This is a genomic window from Anoxybacillus sp. PDR2 (assembly GCF_009834045.1).
GTDB classification, from domain to species: domain Bacteria; phylum Bacillota; class Bacilli; order Bacillales; family Anoxybacillaceae; genus Anoxybacteroides; species Anoxybacteroides rupiense.
This window is the reverse complement of the sequence record NZ_CP047158.1, coordinates 940,936-955,889: the sequence shown is the minus strand read 5'-3', so window position 1 is coordinate 955,889 and position 14,954 is coordinate 940,936. Positions and strand designations below refer to the sequence as shown.

8 protein-coding genes and 3 pseudogenes are annotated in these 14,954 nt (G+C 40.9%); 2 read left to right on the top strand and 9 right to left on the bottom strand.

Annotated elements, in window-relative coordinates:
• Window positions 1–329: 329 nt before the first annotated feature.
• Window positions 330–1,394 (bottom strand): anti-sigma factor, encoded by a 1,065-nt coding sequence (locus GRQ40_RS04660; RefSeq protein WP_159719467.1) that lies wholly within the window; start codon window positions 1,392–1,394, stop codon window positions 330–332.
• On the bottom strand, window positions 1,391–1,555 hold the full coding sequence (locus GRQ40_RS04655) for a sigma factor-like helix-turn-helix DNA-binding protein (RefSeq protein ID WP_236546395.1): 165 nt from the start codon (window positions 1,553–1,555) through the stop codon (window positions 1,391–1,393). Before GRQ40_RS04655 ends, GRQ40_RS04660 begins: the two co-directional genes overlap by 4 nt.
• Here GRQ40_RS04655 and GRQ40_RS04650 point away from each other — a divergent pair.
• A pseudogene (locus tag GRQ40_RS04650) lies at window positions 1,556–2,503 on the top strand (IS256 family transposase); the annotation flags it as partial.
• Between the two features lie 39 nt (window positions 2,504–2,542).
• On the opposite strand, the gene GRQ40_RS04645 reads toward GRQ40_RS04650, so the two are convergent.
• The 7 genes and pseudogenes from GRQ40_RS04645 to GRQ40_RS18930 all read right to left on the bottom strand — a co-directional run.
• Window positions 2,543–3,674 (bottom strand): IS3 family transposase gene (locus tag GRQ40_RS04645; RefSeq protein WP_159719466.1). Its coding sequence is split into 2 segments (ribosomal slippage): window positions 2,543–3,403 and window positions 3,405–3,674, totalling 1,131 coding nucleotides; the frame shifts between segments, so codons are not numbered across the junction.
• A 1,744-nt stretch (window positions 3,675–5,418) separates the two neighbouring features.
• The gene (locus GRQ40_RS04640) at window positions 5,419–6,816 is read right to left on the bottom strand and encodes a restriction endonuclease subunit S (protein WP_159719465.1); all 1,398 of its coding nucleotides are present in this window, start codon (window positions 6,814–6,816) and stop codon (window positions 5,419–5,421) included.
• Entirely contained in the window at window positions 6,813–8,267 is a 1,455-nt protein-coding gene (locus tag GRQ40_RS04635) for a class I SAM-dependent DNA methyltransferase (protein ID WP_159719464.1), read from the bottom strand. The genes GRQ40_RS04640 and GRQ40_RS04635 overlap by 4 nt, the downstream gene beginning before the upstream one ends.
• Entirely contained in the window at window positions 8,268–11,513 is a 3,246-nt protein-coding gene (gene hsdR, locus GRQ40_RS04630) for a type I restriction-modification system endonuclease (protein WP_159720760.1), read from the bottom strand.
• Between the two features lie 297 nt (window positions 11,514–11,810).
• Entirely contained in the window at window positions 11,811–12,890 is a 1,080-nt protein-coding gene (locus GRQ40_RS04625; protein ID WP_066149349.1) for a PDDEXK family nuclease, read from the bottom strand.
• Between the two features lie 329 nt (window positions 12,891–13,219).
• Window positions 13,220–14,176, bottom strand: coding sequence for a transposase (locus tag GRQ40_RS04620; RefSeq protein WP_159720758.1), 957 nt, complete (start codon window positions 14,174–14,176; stop codon window positions 13,220–13,222).
• Window positions 14,177–14,415: 239 nt separating this feature from the next.
• Window positions 14,416–14,538, bottom strand: a pseudogene (locus GRQ40_RS18930) (transposase family protein); the annotation flags it as partial.
• A gap of 246 nt (window positions 14,539–14,784) precedes the next feature.
• On the opposite strand from GRQ40_RS18930, the pseudogene GRQ40_RS18925 reads away from it, so the two are divergent.
• Window positions 14,785–14,946, top strand: a pseudogene (locus GRQ40_RS18925) (IS21 family transposase); the annotation flags it as partial.
• Between the last annotated feature and the right edge of the window lie 8 nt (window positions 14,947–14,954).

Genomic DNA, 14,954 nt, shown 5'->3' with positions numbered 1-14,954 from the left:
AATGCACGCCCATTTTTACAGTATATTTAGCAAAAAAGTGTTTCTTATTTATAGTTAATGCCAATACCAAACCAAATTATAATATAATATGAAACAATAAGAATGAAATGTAGACCTCCCCCTAAATATGAATAGAATAAATCCCCTTTTGTCATTCCTAACAAAGATATGAAGACTCCAAATAATGAAATAAATAGGTAGCCAAAAGTGAAAACTGGTAAATTGGCTATGAGTTGAACATTTAATAAAAGAAGAAGAAACAAAGCGACCAAGGTATTTATCAAATTAATATGAGAAAACTTTATTTTCATTTATTTATCAACTCCCTGTTATGGTAAATTTACCTGCCCCAATCGAATCACGTTAACTTCCTTCATCTTTTCTAGAGACAAAACATCTTTGGCGGTTCCTGTAATGGAAATTCCATAGATCTTCAATTCTTTATGTTTTTTCACCCATTTTAGTCGCTCGGCAATTTTTAAATCTTTATATTCTGTTAGTTCCGTCGCCCATTTTTCGTTTTTGTTCAATAGCTCTAGCCCTTTGACTACTTCTTCATAATCAGTAAAAGTACGATCAAATACAGAGCTTACATTCACTTTCTTATAAGGGAAACCAATGGCTGGTGTTTGGATAAAATCCAGATCATCCTTCATCTTTTCCTCTACACCTGTTTCTAACGCAAGCCATGTCATATTATATCCTTTAAATTTTTCATTTATTTCTTTTAAGGAATAGGATCGATTCAGGGAAATATAGATTTCAACCGGCCAATCGCTCGGGAGAGATTCAATTTTTGTTCGTTCGTCAGGTAAATAGTATTTTGCTTTCGGATGAATAAAGTTGATTCCAATTTGATTAATGGAATATCCAATAGCTCGATAATTTGATTCTTTAGCAAACACATCATCTAAGAACAGTTTGTAAGTATCCTTGCCTAAATAACTTCTTTTATCACCAAACATCTTATATTTGTCGGTTGTTACACTCATGGTAAACGGCTTAATATCGTCGTCAACGGTATCGTAATCCACGTACACATTTGGGACCATCATTTCACTCACAGTCCTAATAGTTCGTATAAATTCGTTCCCTTTGCTGTGGTCTCGCCCCCAACCGTAATAAATAACAGTAACCATCGTCAATAGCGGAACAATAACGAGTATAAATGATAAAACGAGCAGCGTATTTCTAAAAAAGAATTTTTGTTGGGCCTTTTTCATCATTTTTGCGAGATCGGCTTCCTTCATCCCTTCATCATGAAGGGTTTCATTAAGAAATTCATTGTATACATCAAAGTTTTCTAGAAACTCTTCTACTTTTTGTTCTTCTTCTTTGCTTAATGTGCCGTTTTGATATTTCTGTAATAATTCCTTTAATTCCTCTTTTCTCATCCCTTCACCTCATTGCGTAATCGTTTTTCTAATTCCCGCCTTCCTCGAAACACAAGGCTTTTTAAATGAGGAATTTTCACGTTTAACAACTCCGCCGCTTCTTTGTAGCTAAATCCTTTTACATCGACGAGCATAATGGCTTTTTGTTGCAGTTCTTTCATGCTAGAGACCGAAACGTGGAATTTCAAACACAACTGTTTGTCCCTTACCAACGCCATACAGGCTGGCTCGAGGAAGCCGTCATTAAAATGTATCAAAGTGGCATGAGTACGAGGGAAATCGGCAAGTTTATTGAACGAATTTTAGGAAATGCCTATTCTCTTGCAACGATCAGTCATATTACCGATGTCGTGAAGGAAGACATCGAGAAATGGCATACACGTCCTTTATCCAAGCGTTATTCCGTCTTATATTTGGATGGGTTGTACGTAAAACTTCGTCGAGATACGGTAAAAAAGAGGTCATTTATGTCGTGCTAGGTGTAAACGAAGAAGGGTTTCGTAAAATTCTTGATTTCTTTGTGGGAGGACAGGAAAGCGCCCATGTATGGCAGGAGATTCTTCAACAACTATACAACAGAGGCGTCAAGGAAGTCCTTCTAGGCGTATTCGATGGACTACTAGGGTTTAGAGGAAGCCTTTAAGACGGTTTATCCGAAAGCCGATGTGCATTGTGTCGTTCACAAAGTCCGCAACACGCTCCAGCGTGTTCGGAAAAAAGATCAATTTGAAGTGGCAGAGGGTCTCAAGCTGATTTATTGCGCACCGAATAAGGAGATGGCGTTACAGATGTTTCAACAGTTTGAGTCGAAATGGTCCAGCAAGTATCCGAGAGAAGTTCAATCTTGGGCTAATGAGTGGGATGTCCTCCTTACATTTATGGAGTATCCAAGCCGTATTCGAAGTGTGATTTACATGACCCATGCCATCGAACGAACGATCAAGGAGATTCGGAAACGTGTCAAACCGCTGAACAGTTTGAGTAGCTTAGAAGCTGCTGAAAAAGTCGTGTATTTGACCATCCAAAATTTTAATGAGAAAGGGGCAGGGAGAAGGTTGCGAGGATTTGTAATGCCCCCCATTGTCAAGACACAATTTCGGAAAAAATAAGTTAAGTCCTCCTTCAATTGTAATGGGGAGCGGATGCCGTTAAGCAGTCCGCGCATACACATCTGCCGGCTTGGCGTAACCCAACGCCTGATGGGGGCGTTCGGTATGGTAAAAGCGTAGATAAGCTGTAATCGCCTTGCGAAGCGCCCGAGGGTTCTCATACTCATTCAGATAGATTTCCTCATATTTGAGCGAACGAAAGAAGCGTTCCGTACGGCTGTTATCCCGTGCCCGGCCTTTGCCATCCATCGATACGTTTACGTTGTGCTTGATCAACAAGTCCAAGTAATCCTGATTCGTAAAATGACTGCCCTGATCGCTGTTCATAATCTCGGGCTGACAGCGCCCCAGTGCCCGTTTCAGGCACGTCAGCACGAACGCCTTCTCCAACGTGCTGGAAAGCTCGTAATCGATGATTTTGCGGCTGTACCAGTCAATGATCACAAACAGATACATGAAGCCTTTACCCATCCGTAGATACGTAATATCAATGCCCCAGACCTGGTTCGGACGATCAATCTTCAACCCGCGCAGCAGGTAGGGACGGATATACTGGGCATGGTACCGTTTGCTCAGGTTCGGGCTCGGGTAGATCACTTCGATTCCCATCACGCGCATAAGCCGCTGAACGCGCTTGCGATTGACGCGCCATCCCTGTTCCTGCAATTTGCTGCTCATCCGCCTGTAGCCAAAAAACGGATGTTTGGTATACAACTTGTCAATCTCATGCATCAGCTGTACATTCTCCGGCGTTTCTTGCCTCGGCTCCCGCTGCCGATACACATTCGTGCGATGGATACTCAAGAGCTCCGCCTGACGCTTGATGCTGATTTTTGGATGATCTCGTTCCACCATCGCTTCCCGATCTCTTGTCGATACCTTAGAGGCCAGATTTTTTTTTGAGCCAACTGACCTCTAGCGTCAGTTGACCAACCAGTTTTTCTAATTGTTCTTGCTTCTCCTTGTAGTTTCTTTTCATTTTCTCGGCTTCTTTGGTTTCACGGCCGAACACCATGGAGGCACGCTCCACAAACTCCGCCTTCCACCGGCTTAGCATCACCGGACTAATTTCGTACTTCCCAGCAATCTCATTCATTGTCTGCTCTTCTCTCAGCACTTCCATGACAACCTTCGTCTTAAATTCTGCGGTGTATCGATTCCGTTTTTCCATAGCTTCAGTATAACTTATTTATCTCCTCCCTGTGTCGCACTCTATGGGTTCATTGTACTTTGTTGCTAAAAAAGAAAATTAATCACGCATGCTGGCTATCTAGTAAAGTCCAAAGAGAACATGGAAAAAGAACACCATTCCTATGGACTGTAAGTGACCAAACCAACAAACATAGGAGGTACTCTCTGTGAACAAACATACTATACTCCCGAGCTTGTTGTAAAAAATGGTTTCAAACACAGAATTACATTACAACTAGTTACATAATAGGTATATTATTAAAAAGTTTGCTGTTAGCACACTGATCCATTTGTTCTTCTCGCTACTACTCATGAACAGAAAATCTTCGACATGAGAGTGATGTCTTGTTTAACGAAAAATAGGACTTTAGCAAAATGCAGGATAAAAATTAAGCGCTAAATTGAAAAAAATAGGTTATTTTCCTCACAAAATATAATTTTAGAGATACGGCTTTACATGGAATGACATGCATAGTAAGCTAGTTGCCTCTACGAACTCCTTTTGTGCTCAGGCCTTCGCAAAAGAATCCATGCACGCAGAGAGGCTCCATGTCAAGCCTGCCAGAGGAAAGTAATTTATATTGATATATGAATTATATTTACTTTTATGGGACGTGAGGGGCTTAACTTTTTCATTGCATTTTGCTTAACTTTTTAGCTGCAGAAAACAATGTCACACCATTTATGTTCTTCCTCAGTTTTATGGTTCCACCTTGATTAACAGAGTCAAATCCGCTCCTCCTAGTATCATGAAGCGTTTATTGGAGCTAATCGTTTCCTAGCCTTGTCGTTCCCAAAGCCCCTTCGCATCGTCGATTCCAAGGTAGGGACGGTCGGAAGGAACTACTCCTCATGTGTTCTGTATGACAGGGAACGTTCTGTCATTAAACTACATGTCGCCTATTCTTTGGAACTCGAACCCCTATGGAAGATTTGGAAACAACGGAGCTTCATCATGATGAACCACCAATAGGGAACCCTTGATAAACCTGAAGCACATCTCTCCGAGGATCGAGCACACTTTAGATTGAGAGAATCGATCATTTTGCCCAAGAAGATCAAGTTTTATTCAAATGAAACATAACATCAAGGTATGCTGTTGTCAGCTGTTTCAGCATTTAAGGGCTTCTAATTCCACCGTTATCGCCGGCTTTCACGTGCCATCTTAGAACGAAGTAATGACGTTCGAAGAAACGCCATCAGTCCTTTTTTTTAGGATGCACATCAACATGAGATTCGAATCTTACCGAATGTTTTTTCATATATTGGCTAAGAAAAAGATCGCAAACATGTATCGAGAACATTAGACAATTAGGATCTTTTTCGTTGGATCAAGCAATATTTAAGCATTCCCGCATTACTTGGAACCACCGAAAATACCACCTATAACCATTTTTTTACAATCCCCATTGTGTATGTTAATATATCCATACAGTCAAACAGAGAAAAAGAGACCGTCAACTATTATTGTACCTCAGCTATTCCTTCAGCAACTTCCTCCAAGTTGTAAATTTTGGATAGACGTTGCCTTATCGGAGCATTTCTTTTTTTATGACAGGGTTATTCCTAAATTTCGATAATCAATAACCATAATGTAAATAAATTTATTTATATACTAAAGGCCCCTGTTTCTCTCTTGTAGAAAACAAATATTAGTAATGCAATTTTTAATATGGGGTGAAAAAGAGCCCACCTATTAAGCGAGCTCCTTATTACATAAATTGTTATTTAAATCTTAGCACTCCTTTTAACAATTCAATCGCATGTTCATCATTCGGATCATTTGTGCCAAGCTCGCTGCGGAAGGCTTTATTTAAAATCGAACTTTTTAGTGATACTAATTCTTCTTCTAAACAGTCCAATAAAATTTGCTCTTCATTCAAATCACTAAATAGTTTATCTAAAATTTTAACGATTCTTTCCCACTCATTCTTTGGTGGAAGCGGAAAAGGGAGTTCGTTCATTTTTTTAGGAGACACCCTTGGAAGATTAATGCCGTTACTATTTGAAATCGCATATTCTATGGTAGATGGTAGTCCTAGATAATAATCTAAAATTCTATTAAGATGTTTGTATTTAGTTCTGAATACAAGTATATCTGTGGAAGCTACTCCATCAAAGTCAACAACTGCGTGCTTGTTCAAATACGGACGCAACTTCCCGTACAATACATCCCCAACTTTAAAAACAACTTTCTTACTTTTAACATCTTTTGCGAGTTCAGTATGAGATATGCCTCCACCTTTTATTAAATGCTCTAAACCTACATACGTTTCGTCACCATTTGGTAGTATTTGTTCATTAACTTGTCGAAAAACGGCTCCTATTTTGACCCAAACCCAATTTTTAGGTAATTCATACAATTGCTCTTCTTCTGGAATAAGATCGTTTTCAGTTATTACATCAGATATTTCAAGCATACTCTTCTCATTAAGATCATTCGTGCCTAACTGTCCCTTAAACGCCTTCTCCAAAATCGCCGCCCGCCTTAGTTCAAACGACTCCTTCACTTCTTCAATCAGCCGCTTCGCTTCATCAATTTTCGCAAAAAGCCGCTCTACCTTCTCAGCAATACGTTTTTGTTCATTTATTGGCGGTAATGGAATTTTTATTTCCTTACATTTTGATGCGGATATTTCCTTAAAAGTGCTACCGCTTCCCATACTCTCTAAGTATTTCCGCGATCCTTTTAAATACCAATAAAGGTATTCAGAATCAATAGAATTTGATGGAATAAAACTTTTGAATCCTTGGTTGGTTGAAAGTGGGTTTGCGGCAATTGCTACATAACCAATCGGTGCTCTTGAAGACAATAAGACTGTTTTTTCCGGTAACAATTTAGCCGAACTGTTTTTTAGTCCTTCTTCCGTAATATTCCTCTGCCCTCTACCTATATAAATATCTTCAAAATCCGATAAATCTGCCGGAGTAATCCAAGGAACATTCCCATTTTCATAATATTCTTTAATAGTCGTTTTAGGGGTTCCACCTCCCACAATTTCTGTGATGTCTCCAGCTTTAGTCCACACCCAATTCCCCGGCACTTCATACGGCTGTTCGTCTTCCGGCACTAGCGCTTCTTCCAATAGTTCGTCGATCGATTTTTGTTTTGTTTTGCTCATTGTTTCAGCACCTCAGCTGTTTCTTCTTTGGATGTTGAGCTTGATTCCGCTGCTTTTAATTCGGCGATGACTTCGTTTAATAAAGAAATCGCTAATTCGAGTTTTTCGACCGCTTCTTCGGCCGAGTCGATCGGGTCTGGCAAGTTTTCGTAAATCGACAGCGATTCGTCGGCAATTAAGCCGATGTCTAAGCTGTCGCCTTTTTTGGCAATCTCTTCGCGCGTGAATACGTTCCAGCGCTCGTCTTGCACTTGGCGGCGGTCTTCGGCGGTGTACGCTTGAATGAAGCCGGCAAAATGTTCCGCGGTGAGCGGGTTGCGCTTGCCGAAAGATGGCATGTTCGTGCGTAAATCATACACCCATACTTCTTTCGTATTGCCGACATCGCTAGTGCCGCGCGTGAAGAACAAGACGTTCGTTTTTACCCCTTGGGCGTAGAAAATGCCGGTCGGCAGACGCAAAATCGTATGTAAATTGCATTTGTCCATTAAGTCGCGGCGAATATCGGCACCGACCCCGCCTTCAAACAAGACGTTATCCGGCAGAACGACGGCCGCGCGGGCTTTTCCATTTGCTTTAAGCGCGCGATAAATGTGCTGCAAGAAGTTCAGCTGTTTGTTCGATGTCGTAAACGTAAAGTCCGTTCTTGTCGCCCGCTCGCCTCCTTTTTTCGTTCCAAACGGCGGGTTCGTTAAAATGACGTCGTAGTTTTTCAAACTTTCGCCTAATGATGACAGCGTGTCGCCTAACAAAATCTCCCCATGAATGTCATGAAGAAGCGCGTTCATCGTCGCAAGACGGTGCGTATCTTTCACAAGCTCGACGCCGGAAAAAGCTTTATATTTTTGAAACTCGATTTCTTCTTCGGATAAATCGAAATAGTCATCGGTTTGCTCGCGAACGTGGCGGTCAGCCGCGATCATAAAGCCAAACGTTCCGGCAGCCGGGTCATGGCAGCGCTCCCCTGGCTGCGGATTGACAAGCTTCACAATGACGTCGATGAGGACGCGAGGCGTAAAATATTGCCCCGCTCCTGATTTCACTTCGCTCGCGTTCTTTTCTAACAATCCTTCGTATAAATCGCCTAAGCCTTCTTGTTTTGCGTTATACCAGTCTAAGTCGTTAATCGACTGAATGATTTTCTCTAAGTTTTTCGGCTCGCTAATATTCGAAGTGGCGTCTGTATAAATTTGCTTTAATAACTCGTTGCTCTCTTTTCCTAAATCAAGCAACAGCTGGCGGTAATGCTCCTTCAATTCAATGCCGTCTTTCGTGACTAACGAATCCCAACGGTATTTTTCCGGGATCATATATTCTTGGCCCGTTTCTTTCATCATTTTCAAAAACAGCAAATACGTCAATTCCGTCACGTATTGGTGGTACGTAATCCCGTCATCGCGAAGGACATTACATAAGTTCCAAAGCTTTTGCACAATCTCTCGGTTGTTCATCTACGCATTCTCCTTCTGTTGTTGATAGTTGTACAAGTTATGATTAATTTCCCGGACAATTTCCGCTAACTCGCCGTTAAAAATTCGATTCAACTGTTTAAATCCACCATGATTTTTGAATGGTTCGTATTCAAATGCTTTTTCAGGATCCGGATGGAGAACAGATTCCTGCAAAAGTTGTTTTTCGATGCGTTCGAGCCATTTCTTTTGCACAGGTGGCCATGCTTTCATTTGGTAAATTTTCTTCATCGCATTTTTAATCCGTTCTTCATGGCTAATGAGCGGATCGCCGAGCGCTTGCTGGCGGATGAAGGCGATGATATCGGCCGCGATGTCTTCGTTTTTCGCCTCGCGCCATGCCGCTTGCAGCTTTTTCTCAGAAAAGCCTTTTTGATCTAACTCAAGCAATAGCTTTTTTAACTCTTCTCTCGTTAATTCAGTTGGACGCTGACATACAATCGTCAAAGCAGGAATTTGGTTCATATTGCTGCGAATAAATTCTCCAAATGATTGTAAATAGTCATCTGGTTTCTCTGCGTTCCCATATCCGCGTTTGACCCCAATCAGCTCATCTTCATGTGTAGAAATATATTGTTTGTTTTCTCGATCACGATTTTCATCGATATAGCGGAACATCGACATATACTCTTTTAATTGTACAGACAGTTCCGTAGGACTCAAGGATTTTACCCAATCAATAAATTCGTCCACCGTTTTGCCACCAGATAACACTTTAAAATCTTGATATTGCTTATCTAACCATTGGCGTTTTTTTCGCTGGATTTTGGCAATCATTTGTTCTCGCTGATGTTGAAGATGTTCCGTTTTTTCAAATCCTTCTAATTCTTCAACTAATTGCACTAGAGAAATATTTGGACGGGCGACAACTGGCTTCATGCTTGTATATGGTTTTAACGCTTCATAGATGCCGACCGCGTCAAAAATATTAAAGTGATCTTTGCGGATTTCTTCACATCGTCTCGTTGCTCGACCCAGCATCTGCTCGTAAAGAATCCGAGAACGGACGCGTCGCAAGAACACGAGATTGGTAATCGATGGGATATCAACACCTGTCGTTAATAAATCGACTGTAACAACAATGGTTGGATATTTTTCATTTTTAAAACGACGAATCGCAGCAGATGGATCTTTGATTGAGCCGGTAATTTTCATAATGGCATTATCTTCGACTTCACCGTATACATGAGCAAACTCTTCTTTTAGAAGACGTACGACTAAATCGGCGTGGTCATCTGTCGCTGCAAATATCAATGTTTTTCCCTCATCATCTGGAGAAATATAGTTCGTCAGCTCTCGTATAATCACACGATTAAAGCTTTCTGTGATCACTTTTGTATTAAAATGCGCCACCTCAATATTCACTTCATCTTCAAGATATTCTTGTGAAATGGTGCCAGAAACCGTATCGTATACGTCGACCTTTTCGCCTTTCGCCCAAGTGATTCCTTCCCTTTTTAATACCGTTTCAAATTGATACGGCGGTTCATGGTCGACTAAATAGCCATCAACGACGGCTTCACGATAAGAATAAGTAAAAACTGGCGGCCCGAAAATCTCCGTTGTATGCAACGCAGGCGTAGCCGTTAATCCGATGCGAACAGCATCGAAATAGTCGAGCACTTTTCGGTATTTGCTCACGTAATCGTGATGGTCTCTGATTTCGATTTCCATCTCGCTCATTTCTTTATCGAGCGTATAGCCGCGATGCGCCTCGTCGACAATAATGCAATCATATTGGTCGATTGGCGGAATGTCCTCTGTTTTGTCGTTATAAAAAATGCGTTTGAGCATTCCTTGCACCGTTGCGATGTGCACTTTTGTATCCGGATCCGGCTTTTGCTCGTATAGCGATTGCAAGCTGTAAATCTCGGTGAACGTATGGAAGCTTTCCATCTTGCTTTCTTTAAACGCGCTCTCGGCTTGTTCGCCAAGCGCTTTCCGGTCGACAAGGAACAAGATGCGGTTAAAGCGCTTCGCCTTAAGCAAGCGATAAATGAGGCCGATCGCCATTCGCGTTTTTCCTGTTCCGGTGGCCATCGCGACTAAAATGCTGCGCTTTTTCTCTTCCAACGCTTTTTCGACGGCTTGAATCGCGTTGACTTGATAGTCTCTTAGTTTCAAATAATCAAATTTTTCGTCGCGCAAAAATTGCTCGGAACGCTCGACATCCTTTTCTAATAGTTTTTGCAATCCTTTAGGCGTATACCATCCTTGCAACGGGCGCGGATGGTTCGTGGATTTCCGGGCATCTAAAAACCAAATGCCCGATTTTTGTTCCAGCTGTTTGAAGTAAGGACGGCCGTTTGTCGCAAATAAAAACGGCACAAAATAATCGCCCCACGGCTCGTGGATCACTTCGTTGCCATGTGACACGGCGAGTTTTGCATATTCTTTCGCCTGCTCAATGTCGGACGGGATGTCTTTGCTGGCGCGTTTCGCTTCAATAATGCCCACTAGCTCGAGTCCGACAAATAAAGCGTAATCAGCGTAGCCTTTCTTTAACGGCCATTCGGCAATCGCCATATTCTTTCCTTTTTCCGGACGGGCTCCTTTAGAAAAACGAATCGTTTCCGAATCTGCTTCCCAGCCGGCGTCCCGCAATTGCTGGTCAATGAGAAGCCGCGTTTCTGCCTCCGTCAATTCCAAATTCGCGGCAACGCGCTGCGAGTACTCGCGCCGTTTTTGCTTTTCTTCGCTGCTTGTATAAATTTGTTGCTTTCTGATTTTCTCAAGCTCTGTTTCTAGCTGTGCCAATTTTTCTTCATATGATTTCACGACTTCATTTAACTCGTCGGCTGAAATCGCACTTTGCGGCGCCGGTTCGATATACTCGGGAGCCTGGAACGACCAATCGCCGTACACTTCCATAAACCACACGCCGATTCTAAACGCCATCTGCAATAATGCTTTCGCTTCATGCACTTCTCCATAACTTGGTTCATGCACCGCTTTGTTCCCTTTTTGGCGAATGACATTTAACAAATCATAAATTTCTTTTGGGATAATTTGATCATAAAAGAGCGCTCTTAGACGTTCTTGCTGGTCCGTTCCCCGCTCTTCGCGAATGTCTTCCAACGCTAAAATATATTTTGTAATCGTTTCCGCAAATTTTCTCAGTTCGCTAATAGCGACGTTTGGATTTTGATACACATTCCGTTCCGCCGTTTCCCCCACCTTGGCGAGAACTTCCCATTTTTCCTCAAGAAAATGAAAGTTGTGCGGCATATGGACACCTCGTTTTTGCATATTCCTTATCTCTATTACTCTAATCACAATGATAAGAAATACCTTTATTTTTCTAAGAGATTCTTAGTTCTATTTTACCACAAAATTAACAGTATACCTTAATCATTTCCAATGGAATTCAACGCAAAAAACCTAAATAAAACATTGCCAGGTTATTCACCTTACACCAATCAATTGGATTCGAAACTTCATGTATGTTGAAGTCATCATATATTCCCTAAGTTGCTGCCATCGTGAAAAAATTACAAAGACGTTCCAAATCAAATGGATCGTCTTTTAACTTTCCTCTAATCCAAAGAATTTTAAAACTTTTTCAATTGTATACTGGCTTCTTAATTTGTATGCACTGTTTTGATTCGCTTTTAATCCCTTTGTCCAATATGCTTTCTCCTTTGGAACAGTTTCCACCCATTCGACCCGTACAACATGTTCACATAGTTCATCGTTCTCTAAATCATGTTTCATATTTGGGGCGTTTAGCGGTAAATCAATAAGTTTTTTCCTTTCCTCGTTAATCTCAATCTCGACATCCCGCATCGGCTTTGCCTCTTCTACCACTTTTCCGATTCCTACATATCCATGCTTCGGGATCATACAAAATATTCTTGCGCCTACAAATAATTGCTTTAGAGTCCTGCTGTACCATTTGCCATTTCCAGCAGAAATAAAACCATATTTAGTCGCATCTTCCCAGCTTCGATACTGTCCGTCATCAAAATTAACGACAAAGTCTTGTTTGTTCCATTTCTCTGTTTTGCTCTCATTCCTTGTATTACTTGATTTTTCTTCCACAACATTCGGGTCAATTAACCAGCTTCTCGTAATAAACTCTTGGTTTCCTTCTTTAAAATATCTAAAAAACACAGCGTTAATCGGAACACCAAAATTATCGGACAAATAGTTGATAATTCTTTCCGTTTCTGCATCTAATTGCGACGAAACAATAATTATTTGGTGGGACTCATTTAATTTTTCCGGCAAATCAGTTCCAAATTTATCTACAAATGCTTCCTCTAAAGGAATCCCTTGTTTATCCTCAAAAAGTTTTAAAATTCGTTCGTAAGATAAATTTTGTACCCAAGAAGCATAGTCAAGAGCTTGGGCTACAACTTCTCTTGGGGTACGATTTTTCTTTAGTTCGATAATTGAGATGTTTCCCTCTTGATCCAATGCAAACATATCAATAAATTTCCCGTAATCAGTCTGAATTTGCCGACCAATTAAAAGCAAATCATCCGAAAGAATCGATAAATCTTTTTCTAATATATCTTCTAGCTTTTTTTCTGATTCTATTGGTGAGTAAGACAACTTTTTAACTTCATTATCGATCTTCCAAATCCCTACTTCAATCGGCATTCTGTCTCCCTCCAATTCATTTAAACAGATTGTTCTATGTTTTTCCCTAAGATTTTAACATAAAAATCCAATAGTTAACTATATTGAAGAACGCTTTTGTATGCACTATCGTCACCAACGGTGATAAAATGGTTCTGCCACAATTTTGGTGAAGAAATCAAGGATAGATTCATGTGGTTAACTAATATTTTTTTAGAAAAGTATTAAACGAATGGGTAAAGGACTTTTTTGCTCAGTAAATCGAACTTGGCTCGCCCATACATTTGGCGTTTGATGACCTTTAGACGGTTTACTTGTCCTTCTACAATGCTGTTGCTCCAAGAGTAGGATCATGCGTGTTTGACCGATTCTATATCTGATTGTATGTATTTGATAAATTGTTGTACTTCATGTATCTTACTGTCTTCAGCCTGTAAGAGTCGTTCCTGAAGTGCTTGTTTATTCTTTTGTTCGTTCATCAGCTTCTGGAAGGCCTGAATAACGGATTTTAGTCGATGCAAAACTTGATGTTGTTTGAAGCACTTGTCAAAGGGGATTGGTTCCTCCTGCGTAGGGAGAAGTTGGGACCACAAGTATGCTTGTAGTTTATATCTAGAAATACGAATCTTGTTTGTGTTTTTTTCATTCATCTCCCGTTTTCTTAGCCTTGCAATATAGTCCTGTAATGTAGACAATGACTGGTCATATCTCTGTTTTTGTATCACAGAAAAGATATGATTGACCGTTGCTTGTGCTTGTAGAAGCTCTAGGATTTCCGAACGGTAGAGATCGGCACGATGTCTACCACGCCGTATAGGCTTCGGGGGCTTTTTCAGCTGTAAGTATTTGTCTAATGTTTTTCTGTCCATGCCAAACTCCCTTATGATGTCTGCTTTACGTTGTCCTTCCTTATACCGTAGTTGTACTTGCTGAATCAGCGCCCATCTTTTCTTCTCACTAGCAGTGAGAGAATGGCACTCTTGTCTAGAAGGTCTGTAGTCATCCGACCCTGCAACACAAATAGAAATAGGACGAGGGAAGCTCTTTTTTAAAAACTGCTCCACCTTTTGCGTTAAGTTGTGAAAGAGATGCCAGCGGTCTGTAATCTGTACCGCATGAGGGCATCCTTCACGAATTCCTTTCGCGTATTCCGTGGAACCATCACGAGTTACAACTTGAATAGAAGGATACTTTCGCAGCCAGTTAGACACCTCTTGTACCGTTCGATTTTCCAATAACGCCATCGGCTTTTGGGTTTGTAAGTCACAAACGATACTTCCGTATTGTGCCCTTTTTTCACGTCCCAGTCGTCAATTCCAATGATAGTAGGTTCTGTAATAGGAGGTATTTCTTCCTTACGAATCAAATACAGAAAACTATCTGCACTCGTAGGAATCCCATACTGCTTAGAAACTTTACGAGCAGTCTCTGAGGCAAGATGCTTGAGAAAGGCGGTCAAGCGACTGGTACGTCTAGCATAAGGAGACCACCAATCTGGAGTTTGCTCCGTAAAAATACGTTGTGAACAGGCAGAATGATCACAAAAGAATTTCCTTGCACGTACATCCAGAAATATTTGTAACGAGAAAATAGTTACATCTTGAATCACACGCCAGTATCGGCTGTGGACACGCGAAGAAGGCATGTTACATGATGGACAAAGATTCAATTTTTGTTGAGATTGGACATACAACTTGACGCACGAACGATCAACAGAATAAAATAGCAACTTCCAATCCTTATAGAATGTTTGCAGTTCCAAAATAAACCCTCCCGTGATAATAGTTTACTACTATAATGACCACGAGAGGGTTTCACCAAAATTGCGGGAGAACCGATAAAATCCCCAATAACAGCGGTTTAAAATTCCCCACTTACAATAGAACCATCGTGTCAATGAGAGGGGCTATGGTTCGTGATGACGAGAGGGGAATTTTTTATGATCAAAGAAATGTATGAAAGAGGAATGAGTATTTCCGATATGGCGAGGAAATGGAGGATCGATCGGAAAACCGTTCGAAAGTATATTCAACCCCCAATCTACAATGAACCCATAGAGTGCGACACAAGGAGGAGATAAATAAG